Consider the following 26,119-nt stretch of genomic DNA (forward strand, 5'->3'; position numbering starts at 1 on the left):
AAACGGCTTATGAAATACTTAATCGGTGTTTTTGGCCTCGTATTGATTTTAGGTATCGCTTGGCTTGCTAGTAATGATAGAAAGAAAGTCAAATATCGTCCAATCATAACGATGGTTATATTACAATTCATTTTGGGGTTTCTATTATTAAATACAAGTGTAGGGAATATATTAATTAGCGGAATAGCAGATGGTTTTGGAGAGCTATTAAAATATGCCGCTGACGGTGTGAATTTCGTATTTGGTGGATTAGTAAATCAAAAAGAGTTTTCGTTCTTTTTAAGTGTATTAATGCCAATCGTATTTATATCAGCCTTAATAGGTATTTTGCAACATATTAAAGTATTACCTATTATTGTAAAATCTATCGGTCTAGCATTAAGTAAAGTAAATGGAATGGGGAAACTAGAATCATATAACGCTGTTGCATCTGCGATTTTAGGACAATCTGAAGTATTTATTTCAGTTAAGAAACAACTAGGGTTATTGCCAGAGAAAAGAATGTATACATTATGTGCATCAGCAATGTCTACAGTTTCTATGTCTATCGTTGGATCATATATGGTGTTATTAAAACCACAATATGTTGTAACCGCTTTAGTGCTTAACTTATTCGGTGGTTTCATCATTGCTTCTATCATTAACCCATATGAAGTTACTGAGGAAGAAGATATGTTAGAAGTACAAGAAGAAGAGAAGAAGACCTTCTTTGAAGTATTAGGGGAATACATTATTGATGGATTTAAAGTTGCGATTACAGTAGCAGCTATGTTAGTCGGTTTCGTTGCTCTTATCGCATTCATTAATGCAGTATTTAAAGGTGTAATCGGTATTTCATTCCAAGAAATTCTTGGTTATGCATTTGCACCATTTGCATTTATTATGGGTGTACCTTGGCATGAAGCAGTTAATGCCGGAAATATTATGGCAACAAAATTAGTATCAAATGAATTTGTCGCTATGACAGATTTAGCACAAGGAAACTTTAATTTCTCAGATAGAACGACAGCGATTATCTCTGTATTCTTAGTTTCATTTGCAAACTTCTCTTCAATTGGGATTATTGCAGGGGCAGTTAAGAGCTTAAATGAAAAGCAAGGGAATGTAGTCGCAAGATTTGGTTTGAAATTACTATTCGGTGCAACATTAGTAAGTTTCTTATCAGCAACAATCGTTGGCTTATTATTTTAATAGATTTATATAATATAAAAAGGAATGGTGATTGTAATGAGAATGGTAGATATTATTGCAAAAAAACGTGACGGCAAAGAATTAACGACTGAAGAAATCAAATTCTTTATTAATGGATATACAGACGGAAGTATTCCTGATTATCAAGTGAGTGCGCTTGCAATGGCAATCTTCTTTAAAGATATGACAGATCGCGAACGTGCAGATTTAACGATGGCGATGGTTGAGTCTGGAGAAACGATCGACTTATCAGCAATTGAAGGAATTAAAGTAGACAAACATTCAACTGGCGGTGTTGGTGATACAACAACATTAGTATTAGGACCGTTAGTAGCTGCTTTAGATGTACCAGTAGCAAAAATGTCTGGTCGTGGTTTAGGACATACAGGCGGAACAATTGATAAATTAGAAGCGGTAGAAGGATTCCACGTTGAAATTACGAAAGAACAATTCATTGATATTGTAAACCGTGACAAAGTAGCTGTTATTGGACAAACAGGAAACTTAACACCTGCAGATAAAAAGATTTATGCATTACGCGACGTAACAGGAACTGTTAACTCAATTCCTTTAATCGCAAGTTCAATTATGAGTAAAAAAATTGCAGCTGGTGCTGACGCAATCGTACTTGATGTGAAAACAGGTGCTGGTGCATTTATGAAAACAGAAGAAGATGCAAAAGAATTAGCACATGCAATGGTACGTATCGGAAATAACGTAGGACGTCAAACAATGGCAGTTATTTCAGATATGTCACAACCTCTTGGATTTGCGATTGGTAATGCTCTAGAAGTGAAAGAAGCGATTGATACGTTAAAAGGTGAAGGTCCAGAAGATTTAACAGAATTAGTACTTGTATTAGGAAGTCAAATGGTCGTACTTGCGAAAAAAGCAAATACGTTAGAAGAAGCTCGTGAAATGCTAATTGAAGTGATGAAAAACGGAAAAGCAACTGCGAAATTTAAAGAGTTCTTAAGCAATCAAGGCGGAGATAGCTCAATTGTAGACAATCCAGAAAAAATGCCACAAGCGAAGTATGTAATTGATGTACCTGCAAAAACTTCAGGTGTTATTTCTAACATTGTTGCAGATGAGATTGGTATTGCAGCTATGTTACTTGGTGCAGGTCGTGCAACGAAGGAAGATGAAATCGATTTAGCAGTAGGATTAATGTTACGTAAAAAAGTTGGCGATGCAGTAAAAGAAGGCGAGCCGTTCGTAACAATCTACGCAAATCGTGAAAATGTAGAAGATGTAAAAGCAAAAATTTATGAGAACATCTCTATCGCTGAAACAGCAGTGGCTCCTAAATTAGTTCATACAGTTATTACTGACTAATGATCATTTCATTTACTTTGAGGGGGAAATAATATGGATAAGAAAAAATATATTGAAGAAGCAAACAAGATGTTATCGAAAGCGTATATTCCGTATTCTAAATTTCCTGTTGGCGCAGCGTTAGTTACGAAAGAAGGGAAAATCTATACTGGTTGTAATATAGAAAATGCTTCTTATGGTTTATGTAACTGTGCAGAAAGAACAGCAATATTTAAAGCGGTATCAGAAGGGGAGCGCGATTTTAGTTACTTAGTTATTACAGGAGAAACTGATGGACCGATTTCACCATGTGGTGCGTGTAGACAAGTAATTGCTGAATTCTGTGATCCGAAAATGCCTGTATTACTAACGAATGTAAAAGGTGATGAAAAAGAAGTGACTGTTGAGCAATTACTTCCAGGTGCTTTCACAATTGACGATTTAAAATAAGTTAAAAAGCCATTTTGCAATGAACTGCACCCCAATTGTTAGACACAGTCTAACAATTGGAGGTGCAGTTTTTTGTATGACAAAATTTACGAAGGATTTAAAGTTAACGCTCGTTCAAGGATTTAATCCGAAAATAATTTCTCAAGCAGAATATGCAAAACAGATGCATATTACAAAGGCACAATTTCAATACTGGTTACGCTTATACGAACTCCATGGAGAAGAAGGTTTACACGAGGTCTATACAAATTACACCGCAGAGTTTAAACTAGACGTACTAAATTTTATGGCTCAATCGGGTATATCGTTAATGGATACAGCGGCTATCTTCATGATTCCTTCTTTTACAACGGTTTATCAATGGAAGAAGCAATTTGAAGTAGGTGGCTTAGATGCCCTTGAACCAAAGAAAAAGGGGCGTCCATCCATGAAAAATAAAAACACAAAACATGATACTAAAAAGATTCCGGCAGAAGGTTCAGTTGAAGCGTTACAAGCTGAATTAGAACGCTTACGTATGGAAAATGCGTATTTAAAAAAGTTGAATGCCTTAGTTCAAAACAAGGAAAAATCACCAAACAAGACAAGGCACAAGTAGTCTATGAATTAAGGCATGAGTTTCAAGTGAAAGAATTAGTAAAGTTAGCGGATATCCCTCGAAGCACCTATTATTTTTATGTAAAACAAATGGATAGAATCGATCCAGATGCCGATTTAAAAGTAGAAATTAAAGCGATTTATGATGAACACGAAGGTCGTTATGGATATCGTCGTATTCGTGATGAGTTAGCCAATCGTAATCAAATAGTGAATCATAAAAAAGTGCAACGAATTATGAAAGAGTTAGGTTTAAAATGTCTTGTACGTATGAAAAAATATAAATCTTATAAAGGAACAGTTGGTAAAATCGCACCTCATATTTTAGAGCGTAAATTTACGGCAGATACGCCAAATGAAAAATGGGTAACCGATATTACAGAATTTAAATTATTCGGTGAGAAACTTTATTTATCACCTGTATTAGACTTGTATAATGGTGAAATCATTACCTATACAATTGGCTCTAGACCGACGTATTCACTTGTTTCAGAAATGTTAGAGACAGCATTAGAAGGTTTACCTGAAAATCACCAACTAATGATGCATTCAGATCAAGGGTGGCATTATCAAATGAAACAGTACCGTCACGCATTACAAAAAAGAGGTATCGTACAAAGTATGTCTCGTAAAGGCAACTGTTATGACAACGCAGTAATGGAGAATTTCTTTGGAATCATGAAGTCTGAGTTTCTCTACATAAAAGAGTTTGAAAGTGTAGAGCACTTCAAAATAGAATTAGAAAAATATATAGATTATTACAATACAAAACGGATAAAAGCAAAATTAAAAATGAGCCCGGTGCAATACCGGACTCATTTTTATCAAGCTGCCTAATGAAATAACCGTGTCTAACTTTTAGGGGTCACTTCACAATTATTAATTGCAGAATGGCTTTTTTGTTCATATTCCGTTCATAAACTTTGCGTAAAATGATTGCAGCGAATATGGAAAGTTTACAGCAGGAGGAATATAATGAAGAAATTCTATAATGCGGCATGTAGTTACTTATGGTTTATGATTTTGCTAAAAAAGTCATTTAAATAGATAGGAGTGGAAAGTATGATAGCACTTTTATCAAGTGTCGTAGCAGTTTGTATGGCTGTTGGGGTAATGTTTCTACGTTTTAAAGCAGCGAAAAAGCCGGTAACGAAAAAGAAAATTATATTGCCGCCAATTTTTATGAGTACAGGCGCGATGATGTACTTTTTACCAGAGTTTCGATTAACATCGTTAGAAATAGTCGAGGCAATTAGTATAGGGCTTATTTTCTCTATTTTTCTTATTAAAACAACTAAGTTCGAAATAAAAGGCGAACATATATTTATGAAACCGTCAAAAGCATTCATATTTATTTTAGTAGGCTTATTAGCTGTACGCGTGGCATTAAAGTCATATTTAAGCCAATCAATTGATTTGGCAGAGTTAAGCGGAATGTTTTTCTTACTTGCATTTGCGATGATTGTGTCGTGGAGAATTGCGATGTATCGCTCGTTTACTAAATTAGAAAAGACAATAAACAGAGCTGGAATTTCTATATAGGAAATCCAGCTCTGTTTATGTTTTATTAAAATTCTTTAGCGCGGAACTCATTTGCTTAATTTTAAACGTATTTGAGCATCTTGTAATGCGGCTGGTGTAACGTTAAGACCATTTTGATCAACAATTTTTGTGTTTAATAAAATGGAATCTAAGCTTCCACGAAATGTTTGTGTATAGTTTTGACGCAACATTTGTTGTTCTTGTTTTTCATCAACTGTTAATCCAGTTGCTTTTTCTTTTTTGGACAATTCGTTAATACGGAATAAAATATTTTTCATTTGTTTCACCTCTAGTTAGATTTAATTACATTAGCTACTTACTAATGTATAGTTATTTTAACCTATCTTTTAATAAGTGTCAATGTCTATAAAATGCCTTGTTTTGTAAGTGTATGGGGTGAGAGAGAATGTAAATGACTACTAATACTTGAAATAGAAAAGATGTTAACATACAATACTGTGGTAGGGTATATTAAGTTGTTGTTTTACATTATGAAAGCAATAAGGAGTATGTAATAATGAATGCAGTAATTTCAAAGAAAGAAAGAAACAATCATCTCATATACGATTGCTATTTTATTTATTTTAGCCATGGTAACAGCGGGTGTGTTATTAAATGATCCGGAAGTTATTCTGCCGGAAATAGCAGCGATGGCAATTGCTTTATGGGCGTATCGTGAGCCAGGATGGTTAAGGCAACCAGAAAAAATCTTCATTGCACCTTCAATAACAGCTGTGATTGGTTTTATGGTGAATCAAATGGATATTGCTTATTTAGGGAAAGTAAGTTTAACGCTTGTATTCATGATGCTTTTTTTACGTGTAATTCAATCCAATTTAGCACCATCTATTGCGACAGGTTTATTACCATTAGTAACAAATGCGACGGAATGGTCATTTGTTATCGCGGTATTCGCTTTAACATTTATTTTAATGGTTGGTGTTCTTATATTTAAATTGAATAACGGTATTAAGCGAAAAGTGCAAATACAGTATAAATATATGACTGTATTTCTCATACTAAATTTCGTATGGATTAGTTTATGTTGGATAACTGGTTATGAACAATTAGCAGTTATTCCACCAATATTAGTTGTTGTATATGAATCACTTCAAAAGCCGATGTACAATGAAAAAATGGCTTTTAAACAAATAGTAGTATTAACTACATCTGCAACTGTTGGAACAATATTGTACTTTGCGATTGATTCATGGATTGTAGTCACTTTATTAAATATGATATTAATGCTTATTTTATTAAAAATTGTTGGTGTACGTATTCCAGCAGTGTATGCATTTCCATTATTGCCGCTCGTATTTCCAGATGGAATGATAAAGATGTTACCAGTAGCTTCATTTGTTGCGGGAGTATTTTTATTTGGTGCAGTACTACTGTATAAAAAGTGGGAGATGAAGCAAAAGGGCATGGCAATGTAGATAGAGTAAAGATAGCTTTTAATTAGTAAAATAAATAGACACCTGTGAGTGTCTATTTATTTTATGAAAAATTTAGTTTAATTCATTTAAGTAATGAACAAGTTCCGATGCTTTAGAGAAAAATGGAGAATGATCAGCTTCTAAAGTAATAATTTTCTTGCAAGGTGTTTCTGTATTCATTCGGCGCTGAAAATAAATTGGAATCGCTCTATCTAGAGTCGTTTCAATATAAATGCGATCTATGGCTCCAAAGTTTTCTTCAGATATTTTCAGCTCTTGTTGGAAGGGTCCTAGTGGTTGAGGACGCATTTGATTAAAAGATGCTTCTTTAATAGAACCGTCTTCTGTAGCATTTAAAAATGTTTGTTCAATTAGATTAGGTATAAGTTCAGCAGTCAAGTCATTTTCATTTATAGTGAATTGCGGGCCATCTTCTCCGTCTAATTTACTACCAAGACTTTCTCCATTTCGTGGTAAGAAAGCACAAAGATATACTAATTTATCGATTTTATTTGGTATAAGTTCAGCAGTTTGAGTAATAACGATTCCACCCATACTATGTCCAACAAGAATAACCTTTTCATTTTGTTGATTTATATTAGCTGTTACTGCATCAACATAGGAATCTAACGTTATATTTTGTGAAGGAGTTGTATCTTTCCCACTTCCAGGTAAGTCTAGTGTAATAACAGTGTGACCTAAAGCCTCTAGTTGAGGTTTTACTAATTCCCATGCCCATTCACCTTGCCATGCTCCATGTACTAAAATGTAAGTACTCATTTAATCAACACTCCTCTAGGGTATATAAGTTTCATCTATTTGTAATATTGATGATGTATACTCAGTGTAAATGAAGTGGTTTCATAAATATAATGAAGGTTATTTATAGATGATATAAATATATTTTATATAAGGAGAACAGAATGAATGTTTTTGATTTTAAAGTCTTTACATATGTGGCTCGTTTAAATAGTATTAGTCTGGCAGCAAAGGAATTACATATGACACAGCCAGCAATAACCCATATTATTAACAAATTAGAGAAACGATATGCTATAACTTTATTTGATCGCTCTAGACAAGGAACGATTCTAACTGAAAATGGTAAAGAATTTTTAGTTGGTGTGAATCGACTTCTAATGGAGTATGAAAAACTTGAGGAAACAGCTTTCCAGTTGAAGAATAAAAGCTTGTATAAAATTGTACTAGCTACGTATCCTTCCGTTACTGTATATTGTTTGGCGGAGTGTATTCAACTAGGGAATATTGATCATAGTCAATATGTACTTGCAGTTCGAGAAGGAAGCTATCAAGAAGTGTTAGATTGGCTATCATCAGGTAGTGCAGATTTTTCTATTTCTATAAAAGAAAATTTAATACAAGGATTTCATTATGATGTCATTGGTGAAGATCCGTATGTTATGGTTTCTTCAAAAAAAGTTCCGCCTAACCTTACTATTAATGATATAAAAAATTATCCTTTTATTATGCCACTTTCTGGTTGCAAAGAAGTGCTCGAACCGTATTTGATGAAAAATGAAATAACAGTTAATAAAGTGATGGAGTCAGAATCAATTAGTTCAGCATTAGCACTTACTATACAAGTTAATGGCATAACAATCGTTCCGTTATCAGGACTACATAAGCAAATTATTCATGACTTCATTGTACAGCCGATAGAAATTACAATTCCACGACAACTTATTATGCAATGGTCACCTAAAAAAGAGAATGACCCGCTGTTTCTCGCGTTTGTTAAGAATTTATTAGCTCAACTACAGCAAAAGAAAAAATGAATATAATATTACAAAAGATAAGCTCATTTCACTAGAGCTTATCTTTTGTATGTATTACCAATAAAGAGCAGTATCATAAAATCCGATTAAAATAAGGAGAAAACCAGCTATACGCTGAATGCTATTTCCTATTTTCCTGCTCTTCTTTAGTAATGCCCCGTTTAATCCCAGATAGGAGATGAAGGACATTAATACGACGATAGGAAGAGCAGTTCCTATCGAAAAGAACGTTGGAAACAAGTACCCGTAATTAAATGAGAAAGATAAAGGGATTAACGTTCCAAAAAATAGAACGAACATAGTCGGACAAAAAGCTAAGGAAAAGAAGAATCCGAGTAAAAATGAACCAACTTCATTTTGATTTCGTATAAATTTAATCGAGAAGAAATATCTTCTTTTTATAATACCGGACAACAGTAGCCCCATTAAAATTAATAGGGGTCCCATCATTTTTCGTAACCATGGAAAATACAAAGTCAATATTTGCTGAATCTCTTTTCCTAAAAACCATACTAATAGTCCAAGCGTCGTAAAAGCCATTATTTTTCCTAAAATGAATAAAAGTATATGTTTCCATACATGTCCCTTTTGTAAAGATTGGTTGCTATAAAGTGTAATAGCACTAATGTTTCCTGTTAATTGGCAAGGAGCAAGGATACCTACTATTCCTAATAAAAACGAAAATAAAAGAGGTACAGATTTCGTAGCATTCGCGGCATCCATTAAAGGAGACATGAGTTGATAGCTCCATTCACTTATTGTTGAAAACACGTTATATTCACCCTTCTACTTAAATTGGAATGTTCCTTCATTAGCAATCTGCTTCCACGTATTACCCTCATCTGTAGAGAGGAATACATTTGATTTCATTGTAGCAAATACGATTTCGGCTGAATTTTGAGGGTTTTGTGAAATATACATAATTGCATCTTTAGAATCTAAAGGTGGAATTTGTATGTTTGTTTCTTCATTTGTAGCAATTGATTTCTTCGTTACGATTTGCTTATTAATAGGGGCGTAAATAACATCTTCATTACTTAATGTAATTGCGGTCGATTCAAGTGATTTAGCGAATAGTTCAAATGTATTTCCGTAATCTGTAGATAAGTAAACACCGTCTTTAGCACTTACCGCGACTACACTAGATTGATTCGGATGTACTGAAAAGGAATGAATCGTACTTGAAAGACCTTTTAACTTACTATTTTTCCATTCTTGTCCGTTGTTCGTACTGAAATAAAAACCTTGTTGTAATTCAGAATTAGGGCGTTCGTTGTATAAATAAATTGCTTCCGTATTATATCCGACAGCAAGGTTATGAAAATCGGATTCTCCATAAAACGCTAGCTTTTCAAGGGTATTACCGCCATCAGAACTTTTCAATAATCCTAAAGGATTTTTTAAATTTGCACCTGGTTCAGGATGACCGCTGGCAAAGAACCCGTTCTTCGTTGCCTGAAAGCCCATATAATCATGTAGTCCAGTTTTAGTTTCAAGCCATTTTCCATTTTGATAAACTTTTATCCCGCTATGAGTGGCGATAGAAACCCCAGACATATTTCCTGCATAGCCAATTCCGTGAATGTGCTCGATTTTTCCAGATGTAATTTCTTTATAGAAGTCTTGCGGACTCGTATTTGCTGTTTCTATATTTTTTGGCTGAGATTGCACCGTTTCTTTTTTCACTGGTGCTGTTTCGACGTTGCTAGAACATCCTGAAATTATTAATAAAGAAGTAATTGCTAACCCTGTTGCTACATAATGTTTCAAAGTTATGGCTCCTTTCCTATATATGAGATTTTAAGTATATGGAATAAATATCAAGAAATTGTGGAGTGGTATGCATAATTTAGCGTGGAAGAGGCCCTAGTAATGAAAATTCTCCTTTTGCTATGAGTATAATTAATTGACGAAAAATTATAACAATAATAGAATGTATTGTATTGATGATTAGTTTTACAAGCATACATAGAACACTAGGGGGATTATTATGAAATCAACATTTTTTGCTCAAAATAGAGAAAGACTAAGGAAAACATTACCTGATGAATCCGTTACGATTTTATTTGCGGGACAAGCACCGCATATGTCAGCTGATGCACATTATAAATTTGTACCGAATCGTAATTTTTACTACTTAACGGGAATCGATGAACCAAATGTTATTTTTATGCTGAAAAAGTTTGGGAATAGTGTAGAAGAGACACTTTTCATTGAAAAATCAGATCCAGTAATGGAAAAATGGGTTGGGAAGACAGTTTCTAGCGAAGAAGCAGAGGGAATTTCAGGTATAAAGAAAGTTTTATATTTAGATAGCTTTGAAAAAGCAGTATCAAATATACTCTTTACAGAAAATGCGAAGCATCTATATTTAGATATAGAACGTCGCGAGTGGAATGGTACGGAGACAAAAACATTAGCATTTGCTAAACATGTAAGAGAAAAATATCCACACGTAACAATTGGTAATGTATATCCGAACATTTGTGAATTACGAGTTTTTAAAACCGAGGAAGAAATTGAAATTATTAAAGAAGCGATTGCTATAACGAAAGACGGTATTTACAACGTACTTAAGCATGCAAAAGCAGACATGATGGAGTATGAATTAGAAGCTCAATTTGATTTTACACTGAAATCATCTGGCATTAAGCATCATGCGTTCAATACAATTTTGGCAAGTGGTAAAAATGCTACAGTTCTTCATTATGAAGATAATGATGCACAAATTCAAAATGGTGATTTAGTATTGCTAGATTTAGGTGCTCAAAAAGACTACTATAACGCTGATATTAGTTATACATTCCCGGCAAATGGAATATTCTCTAGTCGTCAAAAACAAATTTATAATATTGTATTAAAAGCATTAAAAGAAACAACAGAGATTATTAAGCCGGGATTAAAGTTCGCTGCATTAAATGAGCATACAAAAAAGGTACTGGCAGAAGAGTGTAAAGCAATTGGTTTAATTCAAGAAGATGAAGAGTTATCAAAATACTATTATCATGGTGTCAGCCATTTCCTTGGTTTAGATACACATGATGTAGGAACATATAAAGATAGAATGTTAGAAGAAGGTATGGTTATAACAATTGAACCTGGTCTTTATATTGAAGAAGAATCAATTGGAATTCGTATTGAAGATGACATTCTTGTAACGAAAGACGGGTATGAAAACTTGTCAAAAGATATCATTAGAGAAGTTGAAGAAATTGAAGAATTTATGAGTGTAAATAATGAACATGTAAAAGGAAACCAAGCTGTAGTTAAATAATAAAAGAGTCATCACTAATTTATTTGAACTTTATCTCGAATCGTGGACAATTAAAAAATCCATGATTCGGGATAGGGTTCTTTTCTTCGAAATACTAATCTTTAATTATTAATCCTAATAAAGTAGCAAACTGAACAGCTTGATATGTTGATACTTTACATCCTCTTAAATCGTTCACTGAAACTGTAAGTGTATCAAAGGTAGAAGAACTAATATCTATCCCCTTCAGTGATGTCTGATCAAAATTAGCTTCATCAAGACTACATAATTGGAATTCAACTTTTTTAAGTTTACAGTCAAAAAAATCTGCATTATTTAATGAAGTTTCATTAAATATAATTTTTTCTAGTTTAGAATTTCCAAATGCTGCTAAATTCAAAATTGAATTCTCAAATTTAACATTTCCTAAGCTAGATTCTGCAAAATTAACCCCGATTAATTTACTGTTTTTAAATTCGACTCTATGAACAGAAGAATTGCTTAAATTAACATTTGATAAATCGCAGTTTTCAAAACAAACATCTGTAATATCAATATTGCTAAAGTCTGTATTAGTGAATTTACAATTCTTTATCACTGCATCATACAATCGCACTCTATCTACAGATTCATTTTCGAAAGTGGAGTCTATAATTTCACACACTTCTAATGTTGGATCTTCTTCATAAAAAATATCTTGAAAATTCTTTGAAGATAACTCTGGTGAAATTTTTGGTCTATCAATTTTCATCGTATATCAATCCTCTTCTATTTGATATATTTGTGTAATTTGAGTCCATTGTCTGTAAAGAACATTAGTTCTTATTATACAAAAATGTAAGTTCTTTTGTGAAGAGCATTTTAGCTACATTTTTCTTATTTAATAATAGCAGTGTTATTGTTTCTTAAGAAATAACGTCAAAACAAATACGAGAACGGCTAATATAGTCGCTACAAGGAAAGCATTTTGTATTCCTAAAATATTCGCCTCTTGTAATGTCTCCGCTTTTAGTAATCTTCCAATTAGCTTACGTAAGATCTAATTACATCTCCTTATTTTCTTGAAAATCAACTTCTATAATGATTTTGAAAAAGAAAAAGGGGGGATTTTCCATGAAGCGATTTGTATTAGCAGCCATTACAGTCTCTGTAATATTTTTAATTGCTGCCTGTTCTGTGACGACAAATACAACAAATGATCATAAAAATATGAATGATAAAAAAACACTACAGACTGAAACAGCTACAACACCATTGAAGGTTGAAAAAGGACCAGAAGTTACTTTAATAGCGAAAGAAGAAAAGCAAAAATTAAGTAACGGTGTTATTGTTCCAGTCTGGACATTTAATGGCTCATCTCCTGGTTCAGAAATTCGGGTGAAAAAAGGTGAAAAGGTGAAAGTGACATTAAAAAATGAATTATCTGCACCAGTATCTATTCATTGGCATGGATATCCTGTCCCAAATAACATGGATGGAATTCCAGGCGTGACACAAGATGCAGTTGAACCAGGAAAAAGTTTCACTTACGAATTTGAAGCGAACGTACCAGGAACGTACTGGTATCACTCGCATCAAGATTCTGTAAATCAATTAGATAGAGGTTTGTATGGAGCGCTCATTGTAGAAGATACAAAGGAAAAATATGATAAAGATTACACATTAATGTTGGATGAATGGGTTACAGATAAAGAAGAAATGAATAAGCAGTTAAAAGAAATGACAAAAGGGCAAATAGGTAATAAATCTAAAGGTAATGAAAATGGGGAAAAGAATGATGATAAGAACGGCATGGATCATTCTGATATGAACATGGGCAGTGATAAAAAAGACTCTAGTAATATGGAAGGAATGGACCATGGAAATATGAAGATGGAAGGTCATGATATGAGTATGTACGATTTATTCACAATCAATGGAAAAAGCGGTGATTTAGTAGCGCCATTAAAAGTGAATAAGGGAGATAACGTTCGTCTTAGACTCGTCAATGCTGGTTATCTATCACATGATATACATGTTCATGGCCATGATATAAAAGTAATTGCGACAGATGGTCAACCAATAAACGATCCAAAAGTTATAAAGGATAAAGTAATTTCAATCGCACCGGGTGAACGTTATGATATTGAATTTACTGCTAATAATCCTGGGAAATGGTATGTTGAAGACCATTCAAAAAATAAAGGTGCAAAAGGAATGAAAGCTGTTATTGAGTATGATGGCAGCAAAGAGATGAAAGATAAAGCAGACGAAAACGAAAAATTACCGAAAGTAGATATAATGAAATATGGTACTAAAAAATTAGGTAGTTTCACATTAAATCAAGAGTATACTGCCACATATAATATGGACTTAAATACGCAAATGAATGGAAATGAAATGGTATATACAATTAACGGAAAGGTATTTCCGGATATTGACCCAATTCAAGTGAAAAAGGGTGATTTAGTAAAAGTGAAGTTGGTAAATCGTTCTAAAATGGATGATCACCCAATGCATTTACACGGACACTTTTTCCAGGTGTTGAGTAAAGATGGAAAACCGATAGAAGGTTCTCCAATTGTAAAAGATACATTGAACTTAAAACCGGGTGAAGAATATGAAGTAGCCTTTGTAGCAGACAATCCGGGTAAGTGGATGTTCCATTGTCACGATTTACACCATGCTTCAGCAGGGATGGTAACGGAAGTGAACTATACAGATTATAAATCTGACTATGTTCCAAACCAAAACATTCCTAATAAGCCAGAATAATAGGAAGCAGTTATCCTTTGGATAGCTGCTTATTCATTTTTGTTGCAAGTACTAATGTATATGTTGATTATGCCCAGGTGAAGGAGTATGATCTGGGAATGTCGCGAATACGGCAACGATAATTACTACACTAATTGAAAGTAATAACAAAAAACGCTGTTGGATAAAAGTAGAAAAGTTCTCCGATAATAATTGAATCACACAGGACATAGTAATCGTTATAGTAAGTAAAAGGCTAATGAACAATATACTATGAGCTTGTTGAGCGTTTAACATTTCTGTAATCATTGCTCCCATCATACTTGCCATTAATCCAGAGAACATTCCTTCTAAAGCAGTATATAGGTGAAAACGTAGACCGATTAAGAAACCGATAAAACCACTAATTAAAATAGCAAGCAAAGTAGAATATAGTAATTCCCCCTTAAAGAGAATGCCTAAGTAAAAACCAATACTTAAACCGATACTCATACTAAAAGACATAATAAATACCATATACTCCATTAGGGTACCCTTACGTTTAGAAATATAGGATGTAATAAGAATCGAGGTACAGCAAAGTGTTAAGGTAGTTAACGTATAAGCAAACATTATGATACCTCCTTGTCCTATCGTTCATTTCATCATATGTTTATATGTAGGGTACTTATGCTTATTAATATCTGCATATTATCTGCACAATTTCATAGATGTAAGCAAAGGAACGCTTGATTTTTTAGGGCGTCTTTTTTAATTGTAAGCATGTGAAAGAAATTGTTATATTATGAGTTTCTATTGTGAAGCCATAAAGAATAAGCGTATAATATTATAGGTCTCACATTTGCGAGACAAACTGCGAATGATAAATAAGATTGTTGTTTTATCATCGCTTCTAAACATATAGACAATGAAAGTAACACTGGAATACAGATAGGGAGTTATAAAATGAAATTAATTATTTTATATGGATAAGGATGGACAAACAATCATAAATACACTTTATATAGTCTTCTTAATCCTTGTCACATAAAGGGTTAAGAAGACTATATTTGTTTGACTATTATTATGGAATAGTTCAAATAACAGTAGTGAGTAAATATACAATAAAGTAATTATGTTATTTGTAATGAAATAGCAAAGGAATAGAGATATATTTAACTAGTTTATCTAATATATTCAAATTATGAAAAGGGACGTGAGGAATGAGAAGAGTAGTTGTGGATTTGAAGTAAAGTCACGAGGTTTCCGTAGTCGTTTAAGACTAAATTAATGAAAAATAAAAAATTATATACTTATATACGAAAGAGCATAAAAATGGGGGATTTATGGTAAGAGGTTTAATCAGGCAATAGATAATAATTAGTTATCTAGACAATAAGCTAGTTATCGGTATAGTATAAATATATTATTGTATCTCTTTGTATAATGTGGCTGCGCCCTTGGATAAGTAACCCGTATTCAGATTTTGGAGCACTAGTATATATAAGTAAGAAGAACTCATAGTAAGAGGGCTTTTCTATGCTTATTTTTCAGTAGAAATAAAATATGATTAGTGGGGGATAGAATTTTGGAACACAAAATTTGGGAAGTGGATACAAATAATCCTAGAGCTTTTATAGTACGTGGTTATACTTATGATCAGCAAGGACGACGTGTTTGTAAATGGGAGTATGAAACAACAATTGATGGAAAATATGTGAACCATTTGTTCTTTCAAATTGATTGGGGCATAAGGAAATATGGAAACGCGCAGGTCTTTTACACCGAACTTTTAGATTATAAAGGGAGAATAAGCAGTTACTTAAGACCCTTCCATAGGCTTCAAATGATTTTAAATGGTAGTAATCCACAAAGACCTACAAAGCAGAAGCCACACATATTATAGCTGCCGAGAGAGTAAAGTGTGATATAAGAAAAGTCTTGAACCATAAAAAGTAAATGACAGTAATCCTTGCACTTGTTAAAAGCGTTAATAAATAGGCGATAGAATTATAAGTTGCGGTATAAGTATTATGTCGGTGTATCCGTATTTGTAATATGAATACACTTTTAAAGCTGTAATTCTTGCAATCTTTTAGAGGAATTGGCATACATAAAAAAAGCTCCGTACCAAAGCCTTTTGCTAATCTCTTGTGTATGAAAAAATACGTTCACTTATAATGAATAGGGATAGAGGTTTTTATTAGAAAAAACCTCTATCAAAGGAAGTTATTTAAGGTGTGCAGAGTTTGTACTACAAATAGTGGAGTGCATCATTCTATTATAATAGGTTTAAGAATTAATGTTATCCCAATTTAATCATAATCAGATGATGGTAAGCGTTTTGAAAGGTTGCTGCACATTCCTAATCCATTTAGTATTCTTTGTATAAAATTTTTGATATTGCGACCTTACAATAAATACCATGAGATAAAAATATATAATGGTTATAATATTTCATTCGTTTCATTTATAAAAAGGTCTGAAAAAGTAAGCAGACCTTTTTATTTGTTTGAATCATTAACAGTATAATATTTTCAATGCGATATATATAGATGTTTCTCGAGGGGGATTATGTAAGAAAGAGGATTATTTTCATCAGTTTAAAAAATGTAGAATGGAGAAAATAAATGAATAGTGTAAATTTAGATTTTTTAATTGAAAAGGAAGAAGTAGGGATAGAGGATAGAAGTTCAATAAAAATAAATGAAAAAAATAACGATTTAATTTCTCTTAATAATTTATTGAGTGGATCAGCATTCTTATCAAGTATAAGAAAACCAATATATCAAAGAAAGATTTCTTGGGGAATGTCAACTATTATGAAGTATTTAGAAGGTGTGATAGAAGGGGATACAGTGGTAATAGTTAACGTTTTGAAATTAAATGATGATAAAGTCTTAATAATTGATGGGGCTCATAGATTAAGTACTTTAATAGGATGGGTAAATGATGATTATGGTGATGGTACTCTATCAATAGAATACAATAATATAACAGAAGAGGATAAACAAAATGCTGAACAGATTCGTTCATATATAAATGATAGAATTGGTTCATATGAAGAAAAAAAGCATACCAAAAAAATAAAGGAAATTAAAATACACTTAAATTATATAGATAAATTGAATGAATCTGAACTAAGCCGAATATTTAGAGGAATTAATCAAGGAAGTATTGTGAAAGTTGAAGAAGTTAAAGAGAAAGAAGTATTTTTTGCATTTTTAGATATATTAGGATTCAAAGATTTGGTAAATAATAATAGTAATAAGGATTTAATAGATCTATATTCTAAGATTATTGACGGAAGTGTAGAAAATGCTCTTTCAAAGGGACAGATAAATATTGACGAAAATGGTAATGCTAATCCAAATTTAGAGTACGCTTCAGTAAATACGCTGGTTATTTCGGACAGTATACTATTATGGACTAATCATGATCATCCTTGGGATTTTATGGATTTAATACTTGTAGTTAGAGAGGTCTTATATAATAGTATGAAAGCTGGAATTCCATTAAGAGGTGCGATTGCAAAAGGGCCCCTTGTGACACAAAAACATGATAAATCTAAGGGGGATATTTTAATCCATAGGTTTACAGTTGTAGGAAAAGCATTAGTAGAAGCATATAAAAAAGAAGCTATTCAAGAATGGTCAGGTTGTCTAATAGATGAAGAGTGTATTAATTCACTATCGAATAGTGTGATTAGTAATAATTTAGATATACTACTGAATAAGAATATACTAATTAAGTATAAGGTACCTTATAAATTAGGAAATATAAAAGAGGAATACGTCTTAAACTGGGTTGGTGAAAAAATGACTACTAAAACAGTTCGTGAGTCTTTTTCAAAGTATAACAAAGGTGTAAATAACTGGGCTGTTGAATCTAAAATAAAAAATACACTTGAGTTTTTAACCTATGTTCAGAGTTTACAGAAATCTATGAGTTCCAAAAATAATAAATTAGTATAGGGATAAAAAAGCAATATAAATTTATAGTCATAAAAAAGGAGATTTTATTTCAATTAACAACATAGGCAACAGTTGTAGGAAAATATGAGAACCGCTATGATGTGACAGTTTTAATCAATGGATTTCCAATCGTTCAACTTGAATTTAAGCGTAGAGGACTAGATTTTAAAGAGGTCTTTAATCAAATTCAACATTGTCGCAGGTATTCATTCCAAAAATTATTTCACGAATAAAGATAAAGAAAACTAATAATACCTATTATTAGTTTCAAAAAACAAAAAGTGCTTTACAGAGTGAAAGATTATTCATCGAACATGGTGAGAAAAAGCTTGGTGATAGGATGTCCTACAAAATAAGAGGTTACAAGTTGTATAAAAGAACAAAACATACAAACTTAGATTCAGTTCAGGAAGGAGACTATAAGTGTCTAATAAATATCCATTCAAAGATTTTCAAAAAATATGGAGTAAGAATCCCATTATAGTTATTGATACTAATATATTTCTAAATCTTTATAAATGCTCTTCAGATACTACAGAGGATATATTAAGAGTAATGAATTCTATCCCATTAGACCAATTTTGGATTCCCGCACAAATTTTAGAAGAATTTGATAAAAATAAAGAACAAGTAAAAAGTGGACAATACAATAAATACAAAGATGTACCTGCAAAAGTTGAATCGACAATGACAAAAGCACGCAATGAAATTTCGAAGAGTTTTGCTCAGTATACTAAATTTAAATTCCCACATGTCACCACATTAGAAAATAAAATTAATAAGATGATTTCGTTGATATGTGATGAAGCAAAAAAATATGAGGAAGATATTAAAGAAGAAATTAAACAAAATAAAAAATGCTTAGTAAAGATAAAATTCAATTATTTATAGATACAATTAAAGAACATGGAAATGTGGGTAGTCCGTTCAATATTTCTACATTATTAAAATTGTATACAGAGGGAGAGCAAAGGTATAAATATAAAATTCCACCTGGATATGAGGATTTACAAAAAGATCAGAAAGATGAAACTAAGAGACAAAAATTTGGTGATTTAATTCTTTGGAAACAGATTTTAAAAAAGCTAGCTCCACCACAAATCCAGTAATACTTGTTACTCAAGATGTTAAAGAAGATTGGTGGGTTTTAGAAAAAAATAAAGTACCTTTAAAACCAAGAGAAGAATTAACTATAGAATTCTCTGAATATAGTAATGAACAATTTGTTTTGATGAGTCGTAATAATTTTATAGATTATATTTCAGAAATAAATCAAATTATTATAAAGAATAAAACTCAAATAGAGATGAATGCCAATGAAATCATACTAAATTTAATATCAGAATTGGATTGGAAAAATATATTACATGAAAGTGGTCTTTCTTTTTACCTAAATCATAGTGGTGACGTTGAAAATTTAATAGAACATTTACTTTCAAATGTTGTAATTACATCATATCGCATGCCAGAAATTGAAATAAATACAATAGATCTTAAGAACAAGGAAGCAATTATAGAGGCTAGTTTTGAAACTTATATTGGTACTATAATTTATGAGCTTGTTACAAAGGACTATGAACATTCATACGAGGCATTACTAAAGCTCGCAGGTCTAATAACTATTGAATTTGCTATAACTTTAGATGAAGTTAATTTTATAGATCATAATACACTCAAAATTATCGTCAATGGATTTGATGTTCAAGATATCCAAAGAAAAACTAGGTTAGTTGATTGGGAAACAGGGGAAGAAATTTGTGAAGATTGTAACAGAAATCCAGCTGAATATCTCACCCACAAAGGTAAAAACATTTGTAATAATTGTTCTCTAAAATATGAAGGATGTCCAGATTGCGGGAACTTCTTTGAAATAGGTGAGCTTGCTGGTGCTTATTGTACGGATTGTGAGAAAAACCACTAATTTTAAGACTTAATTAAATAAGCAATAAGCCAAAGAAATATTATTATAAAGGAGACTAATGAATGCGGTACTCTAATTATAAAAGAATTGAACAACTTGGTGAAGGCGGGAATGGTCGAGTTTTTCTAATGGAGAATGATTCCAAAGAGGAATTTGCTATCAAAATTTCGAAAATAAAGGAAGTTACGGGGCACTATACAAGATCAAAATTAGAAAGATTTAAAACTGAAGCAATTAAAGTCCATAAGCTCTATGAAGAGGGGCAAAGGGGAATAATTCCTGTATTTGATTATAAATTACCTTGCGAAGAAACAGGTGATTATTATTTTGTAATGCCCATAGCAATTCCTTTAGAAGAAAAGATTAAGGATTACAATAATATTTATGATTTAATAAATATTTTCAAAAGCTTGGCAAAAACATTAGGCGAGCTGCATTCCAAAACAATTTCGCATCGAGACATAAAGCCGGAAAATATCCTTTATTATCAAGATGAGTATTGTTTTGGAGATTTTGGTCTAATCGATTTCCCTGAAAAAGAAGAGTTAACTAGAGGGAATGAACCTATAGGGAACCGAAAAACAATGGCTCCTGAAATGAGAACGCCTTCTTTAGTTCAAGATTCAAGGCCAGCAGACGTTTATTCCTTTGCAAAAACACTTTGGATTATACTTACTGGAGAGGAATTTGCATTTGATGGTCAGTTTAATTGTTTTGAAAATCAGAAAATGCAAAATAAATATAAAGAAATACATTTTGTAGAATTATATCAATTGCTAATGGATTCAACAGCTGAAATTCCGGAGAAAAGGCCCACAATTGAGGAGTTTTTAAGTAGATTAATAGAGTGGGAAGAAATATCTAAAGATAGTGCTAAAGTTGATATGAGCCGTTGGCGATTCATAGAACAAAATATTATTCATCAAAAATATCCAAGTACAGTAATTTGGAGAGACAAAAGTCAAGTAGTAGAAATTCTTAAGCAATTATCTATTGTAAACTTCAATCATACTTTTATCCATGATGGCGGGGGAATGGATTCAATAGGTATCGAAATGTTTGATGATATAGAAAAAGATATGGTTATGCTTAAATTTGGTCCTAACATGTCACAGATTTTTAAAATAAAAAAATTAATATGGGAGTTACCAAACGAGGATCCGGAATTTGGTTATTTTCGTTTAGAGTTTGAAAGATTAAGTCCTATATATCCCGAGATAGTTGCAGAAAATGAAAAAATGATGAAAGAATACTTAAATGATTTTGGAGTATTATCTTCAGAAGATTTAATCGTCAATGAAAATAAAGAGTATGAGCCATATAGAGAAAATGATGAACGAGCATTATTTAGTATTAAACGTTGGTTTAATGGTTCATTTTTAATTGTTCCTAAAGGATCTATATATAATCATATCAGTACTACTTATGATGGAAGGCATTCCAAATTTAATGCAGATGATTTCAGAGAATACATGGTATTATTGCGATATGTATATAAACATGAAATATTAAAACCATACTTTTGGGATATTGCTCATCATAATCCTCTGGAAGATGACCTATTTGAAAAACTTAAAAAAATTCGAGTTATGACAGATGAAGAATTAAAGAGTAATATACAAGTTGATGGTGTTTTCCGAATGTCATAAAACTGACTAATAGCCTAAAGTATCAAATGTTTTACCTTAAAATATTTGATACTTTTTAATATCGACCTATATAATTATTAAAACTTAATTAAATAATATAAGTGTTACTGTAACTTTAACTTTTGAATCCATATCTACAGACACATATAGGACCTTACTTTAAATGAATCTGTATATTAAATACATCTATTTTCACAGGTACTCATTGTGAGAATGTTTGTTCGTTGTTATAATGAAATTAGAAAAAACTACCTATTTTTACAACGGGTGCATTGTATGATTTACCATCATTATGGTAGTGGTAATAATAAAATTATTACTTAAGGAGGAGGGAGAATTATGGAAGATATAATTTATTTACCTGATCAACATCATATTGAAAAAATACGAGAGAATCTTTGGTGTGAAAGAGAATATGGGAATGTTTCAATAATGGTAGGGGCAGGTTTTAGTATGAATGCTGATAAATTGTCTGATAATTCAGGTTCTTTTTTACTCTGGAATCAACTAGGAGAAAAAATGAAAGCTGGATTATATCCTTATAGTAGCAGTTATAATCAAGATGTCCTGAAACTTGCGAGTGAATATGAAGAGGTTTTTGGAAGACAAGCTCTTGACGAATTAATTATAAGTTCTCTACCGGATGAAAATTATGTACCGGGTAGCCTACATAAAGTGTTGTTGTCTTTGCCATGGGCAGATGTTTATACCACAAATTATGACACTCTTTTAGAAAGAACCACAAAATACATATATGATAGAAAATATAATTTAGTTTTAAATACCTCAGATATTCCAAATCGTATGAAACCTAGGATAGTAAAATTACATGGAAGTTTCCCTTCGCATCGCCCTTTTATTTTTAGTGAAGAGGACTATCGAACTTACCCAATAAATTATGCTCCGTTTGTTAATATGGTACAACAAACAATTATGGAGAACGTATTATGTTTGATTGGCTTTTCGGGAGATGATCCGAATTTCTTAAATTGGATAGGTTGGGTAAGAGATAATTTAGGTAAAAATACTCCGCCTATTTACTTTTGTGGATTTGTTTCTTCTACCCAAAGAAGAATGTTAGAGGCAAGAGGAATTACCCCGATTGATTTTTCGCCGTTATTTCCAGACTATAAATATCCTGGGATATTAAAGCATAAAAAAGCGTTAGAATGGTTTTTATTAAATCTAAAATATGGTAGAAAAGCAGACGTGTTAAGGTGGCCTAATGTAGAAAACGTTATTCATAGTAAGCATGAGGATTTGCCATATATACCTGTGCAAAATCTTGATATTCCAAATATTGAAATGGATTTTGGTTTTGGTAAAAAAGTCGAAGAAAAGGATCTATTAAAAATTTTAAAGGATTGGAAGCATATACATATGTTACATCCCGGTTGGATAATTACTCCTAAAAACAATCGAGATAGCCTTTGGAGAGAAACTGATAGAGCAATCAATCCTATACTAAATAATCTTGATAAGTTAACTTATGTAGATGCACTAATGCTTCTATATGAGTTGAATTGGAGAATTGAGACTTCACTAGTACCGTTATACACTGAAAATATTAGTAAAATGGTTGTAATCATAGAGAAATTTAATGCAATCTTTCAAACTAAAAATATATATAGAAATCAGGAAAAATTAAAAGATTTCAAGTCAAATTTGACATCAACTATTGATTGGCAATTTTTACAAAAGTGTTGGGTGGAATTAATATTTGCGATTATAAGAGAAGTTAGAGGGGATCACAAAGTAGCGGAATTCGATTATTGGATGGATACCATTGAGGATGTTGTGAAGCAAAGTCCTGAGTGGACTTCAAGGTGGTACTATGAAAAAGCGCTCTTTAATTTGTTCAAATTGGATCAGGAAGGTATTCAGCGTGTTCTCAAAGAGTGGCCAAGAAATAAAAACTTTCCTTTTTGGCAGGTTAAAAGGGCATCTATACTTGCTGAATTAGGTGAGATGAGGGAAGCTGAAAGAGAGTGTGAAGAAGCTTTAGAAGATATTCGTATACGATTACAGGCCAATAGAGTAGATGTTTCTTTACTTTCTCAAGAAGGATGGACAATGGTTTTATTAAGGAGTATTAAGAATAATGGTGATTTTGAAAATGATTTTGGGGAGTATCGTGATAGATGGACAAAACTTTCGCAATACAAATGTAACCCATTTCAAGAAGTGGAAGTAATGGATTCTTTATTAAAAGACTCTGTTCCTAGATGGAAAGGAAATGTTAGTATTACGCAAGGGTTCGATCCAGGAATAATAAAGCGCCATTATTCCTATGGAAGCGTTTTTGCAGAAGAAATACGTTTATCTTTTGCTTTTTTACGTTTGTTTGAAGAAGTAGCTATGCCTAAAAGATGTGGAATAGTAACGATGTATAAAAAATCTGTTATAAATGCAACAAAATGGATAGAACATTCTGCACCTTTGCTAGCAATGAGTGCTTTAATTAGGACAGGAGATACCAAAGAAATTGAGAAAATATTTACAAGGGAATTTATTGTTTCTTTAACAAAAGAACAAGTTGAAATTTTTTATGAATTATTTGTTCCATCGCTTGTGCAAGCGATGAGTAGGATTTCTCAAGAGGAGGATATTGCTAGTTTTTCTAGTAGGCTCTTACCTAACTTAATAGAAATTATATCTAGGATATATTTTCGGTTTTCAAAAGAGAAAAAGAAAGAAGTTTTTAATTTAATGATAAAAATGTATAAGTCAAAGGAAATTCAACAATTCCATCTTGTGCACTCTCAATTGAATTCCATGTTTAAAAGGGTATTATATGACATGAGTGATGAGGAAATATATCAACAATTAAATACGTTGTTGGAACTCCCGATAATTGGAGAAAAAGGGTTTGATTTAGAGAAAAAGCCAAGGTGGTTTGAGCCTTTTGGACACATAAAATGGAGCGGAAATTATAAGGTTAATCGAACGGATGAAGCTTGGGATAATGCCATTACAAGGTTAATAAAATTGGTTAGAGATTTCAACAATTCTGCTAGAGATAATGCAATAGTAAGGTTAAATAGTTTATTTGAAATTTGTGGGTTAACAAAAGGACAGTGTGGGGAATTTGCTGAGGCCTTATACAGTCGAATTGACAAGCAGACGGGGTTACCATGTACTTTTAAATTTTTTAACAGTTTCTTTTTACGTTTGCCTAAAAAAGATGAGGAACAGGTTAAACAGAATTATTATAATTGGATAGTGAAGCAAGATATACCAGGAGTTTTCACGGAAATTGGTGGATATAGTGGTGGTATTGAATTCGCTGAATTTGTAACTGAATGGATTAATAGCGCTCCTTCCTTATTCCCAGACCTAAAGAGTGAGACGGATATAAATTACAGTGAAGAAGATTGTATAATATTGTTAAAGAAAGTGCTGGCTTGGTGGGAGAAGGAAAAGGAGAAATTTAATATATTAGGTGAAGGGGATTTTCATGAAAATCCTGAAACTCACATGTATAATCTTGCGTATTTAATGGTTACCGTAATATTTTTAAAATTAAAGAGTATTGATGATAAAATCAAAATGGAGATAAAGGAATTACTTGAAGGTCTTAAAAGAAAGGGAATTCAAATCTCTCATGTTCTGCCGGCAACCTTACATTTGAAGATTTACGATATAGATTATGTATATCAAATGTTAAAAAAAGATTTAGAGTCAAGTGATAAAAATAGAGTAAAGTACTCAAGTAAAGGTTGCTTGCACTGGATTATATACGAGCAAATAGGGATTGCACCAGAAATTCCAAATATTCTTGTTGACAATTGGATAAATAAAGTTTATAGTCGTCGTCAACCTAAATTAGATAACTTATTAGGAGACATAGGGGATTGTATACTGTATGTCCCTAATGTACTAAATGAGATGCACTGGAATTATGTGTTAGAAGGTTTGGAGTACCTTATCGAAGAAGTAGATATAAAGGTTTTAACAAAAGAGAGTGAATTTCAACTGTTTCCTAAATCATCATATGCAATATATAGAGAACTATGTGTGAGGCTGGCTGGTGTAGCCTATAAAGTGTTTCAAGAGAAGAAAAAAGGTACGCCAGATATATTAATTAAGTGGCAAAAGATATGTGAAACTGATAGGTTACCAGAAGTAAGAAGGCATTTACATTTATTTTCAAACTAAACACAATAACAATAGTTTTCCCCCTTTAGATATGATATATCTAAAGGGGTGTCTTGTATTAATATTTTTTTGTTTTTTCTGCAGCGTATAAAGTAATCCTTGTACCAGGATTTATAGATAAGT

The 26,119-nt window shown here is 32.1% G+C and carries 19 protein-coding genes and 3 pseudogenes; 16 read left to right on the forward strand and 6 right to left on the reverse strand.

Annotated elements, in window-relative coordinates:
* Nucleotides 1-9: 9 nt before the first annotated feature.
* From ACUXVC_RS09235 to ACUXVC_RS09255, 5 genes are all read left to right on the forward strand, one after another.
* Nucleotides 10-1,191, forward strand: coding sequence for a NupC/NupG family nucleoside CNT transporter (locus tag ACUXVC_RS09235; RefSeq protein ID WP_000876188.1), 1,182 nt, complete (start codon nucleotides 10-12; stop codon nucleotides 1,189-1,191).
* Nucleotides 1,192-1,227: 36 nt separating this feature from the next.
* The gene (locus tag ACUXVC_RS09240) at nucleotides 1,228-2,529 is read left to right on the forward strand and encodes a pyrimidine-nucleoside phosphorylase (protein WP_002093946.1); all 1,302 of its coding nucleotides are present in this window, start codon (nucleotides 1,228-1,230) and stop codon (nucleotides 2,527-2,529) included.
* Between the two features lie 33 nt (nucleotides 2,530-2,562).
* Complete coding sequence (locus tag ACUXVC_RS09245; RefSeq protein ID WP_000358533.1) at nucleotides 2,563-2,958, forward strand: cytidine deaminase; 396 nt, start codon at nucleotides 2,563-2,565, stop codon at nucleotides 2,956-2,958.
* Nucleotides 2,959-3,034: 76 nt separating this feature from the next.
* Nucleotides 3,035-4,392 (forward strand): IS3-like element ISBce18 family transposase gene (locus ACUXVC_RS09250; RefSeq protein ID WP_097856517.1). Its coding sequence is split into 2 segments (ribosomal slippage): nucleotides 3,035-3,491 and nucleotides 3,491-4,392, totalling 1,359 coding nucleotides; the frame shifts between segments, so codons are not numbered across the junction.
* Nucleotides 4,393-4,617: 225 nt separating this feature from the next.
* On the forward strand, nucleotides 4,618-5,097 hold the full coding sequence (locus tag ACUXVC_RS09255; protein ID WP_000561074.1) for a CcdC family protein: 480 nt from the start codon (nucleotides 4,618-4,620) through the stop codon (nucleotides 5,095-5,097).
* A 47-nt stretch (nucleotides 5,098-5,144) separates the two neighbouring features.
* On the opposite strand, the gene ACUXVC_RS09260 is transcribed toward ACUXVC_RS09255, so the two are convergent.
* Nucleotides 5,145-5,375 carry a DUF896 domain-containing protein gene (locus tag ACUXVC_RS09260; RefSeq protein ID WP_000789783.1) on the reverse strand — a complete coding sequence of 77 codons (231 nt, stop codon included), beginning with the start codon at nucleotides 5,373-5,375 and terminating at the stop codon, nucleotides 5,145-5,147.
* A gap of 239 nt (nucleotides 5,376-5,614) precedes the next feature.
* On the opposite strand from ACUXVC_RS09260, the pseudogene ACUXVC_RS09265 reads away from it, so the two are divergent.
* Nucleotides 5,615-6,533 (forward strand): annotated as a pseudogene (locus ACUXVC_RS09265) (hypothetical protein).
* Nucleotides 6,534-6,605: 72 nt separating this feature from the next.
* Here ACUXVC_RS09265 and ACUXVC_RS09270 read toward each other — a convergent pair.
* Complete coding sequence (locus ACUXVC_RS09270) at nucleotides 6,606-7,313, reverse strand: alpha/beta fold hydrolase (RefSeq protein ID WP_098127473.1); 708 nt, start codon at nucleotides 7,311-7,313, stop codon at nucleotides 6,606-6,608.
* A gap of 143 nt (nucleotides 7,314-7,456) precedes the next feature.
* Between ACUXVC_RS09270 and ACUXVC_RS09275 the strand changes: the two genes are divergently transcribed.
* Nucleotides 7,457-8,329, forward strand: coding sequence for a LysR family transcriptional regulator (locus ACUXVC_RS09275; protein WP_001100328.1), 873 nt, complete (start codon nucleotides 7,457-7,459; stop codon nucleotides 8,327-8,329).
* Nucleotides 8,330-8,383: 54 nt separating this feature from the next.
* On the opposite strand, the gene ACUXVC_RS09280 is transcribed toward ACUXVC_RS09275, so the two are convergent.
* Together ACUXVC_RS09280 and ACUXVC_RS09285 are read right to left on the reverse strand one after the other, a co-directional pair.
* Nucleotides 8,384-9,100, reverse strand: a complete 717-nt coding sequence (locus ACUXVC_RS09280) for a sulfite exporter TauE/SafE family protein (protein WP_257143276.1) — start codon at nucleotides 9,098-9,100, stop codon at nucleotides 8,384-8,386.
* 15 nt (nucleotides 9,101-9,115) lie between these two features.
* Nucleotides 9,116-10,099, reverse strand: coding sequence for a F510_1955 family glycosylhydrolase (locus tag ACUXVC_RS09285; protein WP_069355411.1), 984 nt, complete (start codon nucleotides 10,097-10,099; stop codon nucleotides 9,116-9,118).
* A gap of 220 nt (nucleotides 10,100-10,319) precedes the next feature.
* Here ACUXVC_RS09285 and ACUXVC_RS09290 point away from each other — a divergent pair, with 220 nt between their 5' ends.
* Complete coding sequence (locus tag ACUXVC_RS09290; protein ID WP_446026008.1) at nucleotides 10,320-11,603, forward strand: aminopeptidase P family protein; 1,284 nt, start codon at nucleotides 10,320-10,322, stop codon at nucleotides 11,601-11,603.
* 94 nt (nucleotides 11,604-11,697) lie between these two features.
* Here ACUXVC_RS09290 and ACUXVC_RS09295 read toward each other — a convergent pair whose 3' ends face one another.
* Entirely contained in the window at nucleotides 11,698-12,333 is a 636-nt protein-coding gene (locus ACUXVC_RS09295; RefSeq protein WP_000687268.1) for a pentapeptide repeat-containing protein, read from the reverse strand.
* A 362-nt stretch (nucleotides 12,334-12,695) separates the two neighbouring features.
* On the opposite strand from ACUXVC_RS09295, the gene ACUXVC_RS09300 reads away from it, so the two are divergent.
* Nucleotides 12,696-14,336, forward strand: a complete 1,641-nt coding sequence (locus tag ACUXVC_RS09300; RefSeq protein ID WP_446026009.1) for a multicopper oxidase family protein — start codon at nucleotides 12,696-12,698, stop codon at nucleotides 14,334-14,336.
* Between the two features lie 51 nt (nucleotides 14,337-14,387).
* On the opposite strand, the gene ACUXVC_RS09305 is transcribed toward ACUXVC_RS09300, so the two are convergent.
* Nucleotides 14,388-14,927 (reverse strand): hypothetical protein, encoded by a 540-nt coding sequence (locus tag ACUXVC_RS09305; RefSeq protein ID WP_075720165.1) that lies wholly within the window; start codon nucleotides 14,925-14,927, stop codon nucleotides 14,388-14,390.
* Nucleotides 14,928-15,882: 955 nt separating this feature from the next.
* Here ACUXVC_RS09305 and ACUXVC_RS09310 point away from each other — a divergent pair.
* The 7 genes and pseudogenes from ACUXVC_RS09310 to ACUXVC_RS09340 all read left to right on the forward strand — a co-directional run bounded on the left by ACUXVC_RS09310 (nucleotide 15,883) and on the right by ACUXVC_RS09340 (nucleotide 25,996).
* Nucleotides 15,883-16,200 carry a hypothetical protein gene (locus ACUXVC_RS09310; RefSeq protein ID WP_000400341.1) on the forward strand — a complete coding sequence of 106 codons (318 nt, stop codon included), beginning with the start codon at nucleotides 15,883-15,885 and terminating at the stop codon, nucleotides 16,198-16,200.
* Between the two features lie 724 nt (nucleotides 16,201-16,924).
* Nucleotides 16,925-18,268 (forward strand): DUF262 domain-containing protein, encoded by a 1,344-nt coding sequence (locus ACUXVC_RS09315; RefSeq protein WP_446026010.1) that lies wholly within the window; start codon nucleotides 16,925-16,927, stop codon nucleotides 18,266-18,268.
* An 83-nt stretch (nucleotides 18,269-18,351) separates the two neighbouring features.
* Nucleotides 18,352-18,501: pseudogene (locus ACUXVC_RS09320) on the forward strand (type I restriction endonuclease); the annotation flags it as partial.
* Nucleotides 18,502-18,691: 190 nt separating this feature from the next.
* The gene (locus tag ACUXVC_RS09325; protein WP_002162854.1) at nucleotides 18,692-19,159 is read left to right on the forward strand and encodes a PIN-like domain-containing protein; all 468 of its coding nucleotides are present in this window, start codon (nucleotides 18,692-18,694) and stop codon (nucleotides 19,157-19,159) included.
* Nucleotides 19,126-20,189, forward strand: a pseudogene (locus ACUXVC_RS09330) (PIN-like domain-containing protein). The gene ACUXVC_RS09325 and the pseudogene ACUXVC_RS09330 overlap by 34 nt, the downstream one beginning before the upstream one ends.
* A 62-nt stretch (nucleotides 20,190-20,251) precedes the next feature.
* Nucleotides 20,252-21,838, forward strand: a complete 1,587-nt coding sequence (locus tag ACUXVC_RS09335; RefSeq protein WP_446026011.1) for a protein kinase domain-containing protein — start codon at nucleotides 20,252-20,254, stop codon at nucleotides 21,836-21,838.
* 339 nt (nucleotides 21,839-22,177) lie between these two features.
* Nucleotides 22,178-25,996 (forward strand): SIR2 family NAD-dependent protein deacylase, encoded by a 3,819-nt coding sequence (locus tag ACUXVC_RS09340; protein WP_446026012.1) that lies wholly within the window; start codon nucleotides 22,178-22,180, stop codon nucleotides 25,994-25,996.
* Nucleotides 25,997-26,119 lie beyond the last annotated feature (123 nt).

It is taken from the genome of Bacillus sp. N6 (assembly GCF_052805735.1).

Excerpts from the sequence above, each read along its gene's own strand:
- ACUXVC_RS09235 (WP_000876188.1), top strand. The coding sequence starts at position 10 with ATGAAATACTTAATCGGTGTTTTTGGCCTCGTATTGATTTTAGGTATC.
- ACUXVC_RS09240 (WP_002093946.1), top strand. The coding sequence starts at position 1,228 with ATGAGAATGGTAGATATTATTGCAAAAAAACGTGACGGCAAAGAATTA.
- ACUXVC_RS09245 (WP_000358533.1), top strand. The coding sequence starts at position 2,563 with ATGGATAAGAAAAAATATATTGAAGAAGCAAACAAGATGTTATCGAAA.
- ACUXVC_RS09255 (WP_000561074.1), top strand. The coding sequence starts at position 4,618 with ATGATAGCACTTTTATCAAGTGTCGTAGCAGTTTGTATGGCTGTTGGG.
- ACUXVC_RS09260 (WP_000789783.1), bottom strand. The coding sequence starts at position 5,375 with ATGAAAAATATTTTATTCCGTATTAACGAATTGTCCAAAAAAGAAAAA.
- ACUXVC_RS09270 (WP_098127473.1), bottom strand. The coding sequence starts at position 7,313 with ATGAGTACTTACATTTTAGTACATGGAGCATGGCAAGGTGAATGGGCA.
- ACUXVC_RS09275 (WP_001100328.1), top strand. The coding sequence starts at position 7,457 with ATGAATGTTTTTGATTTTAAAGTCTTTACATATGTGGCTCGTTTAAAT.
- ACUXVC_RS09290 (WP_446026008.1), top strand. The coding sequence starts at position 10,320 with ATGAAATCAACATTTTTTGCTCAAAATAGAGAAAGACTAAGGAAAACA.
- ACUXVC_RS09295 (WP_000687268.1), bottom strand. The coding sequence starts at position 12,333 with ATGAAAATTGATAGACCAAAAATTTCACCAGAGTTATCTTCAAAGAAT.
- ACUXVC_RS09300 (WP_446026009.1), top strand. The coding sequence starts at position 12,696 with ATGAAGCGATTTGTATTAGCAGCCATTACAGTCTCTGTAATATTTTTA.
- ACUXVC_RS09305 (WP_075720165.1), bottom strand. The coding sequence starts at position 14,927 with ATGTTTGCTTATACGTTAACTACCTTAACACTTTGCTGTACCTCGATT.
- ACUXVC_RS09315 (WP_446026010.1), top strand. The coding sequence starts at position 16,925 with ATGAATAGTGTAAATTTAGATTTTTTAATTGAAAAGGAAGAAGTAGGG.
- ACUXVC_RS09335 (WP_446026011.1), top strand. The coding sequence starts at position 20,252 with ATGCGGTACTCTAATTATAAAAGAATTGAACAACTTGGTGAAGGCGGG.
- ACUXVC_RS09340 (WP_446026012.1), top strand. The coding sequence starts at position 22,178 with ATGGAAGATATAATTTATTTACCTGATCAACATCATATTGAAAAAATA.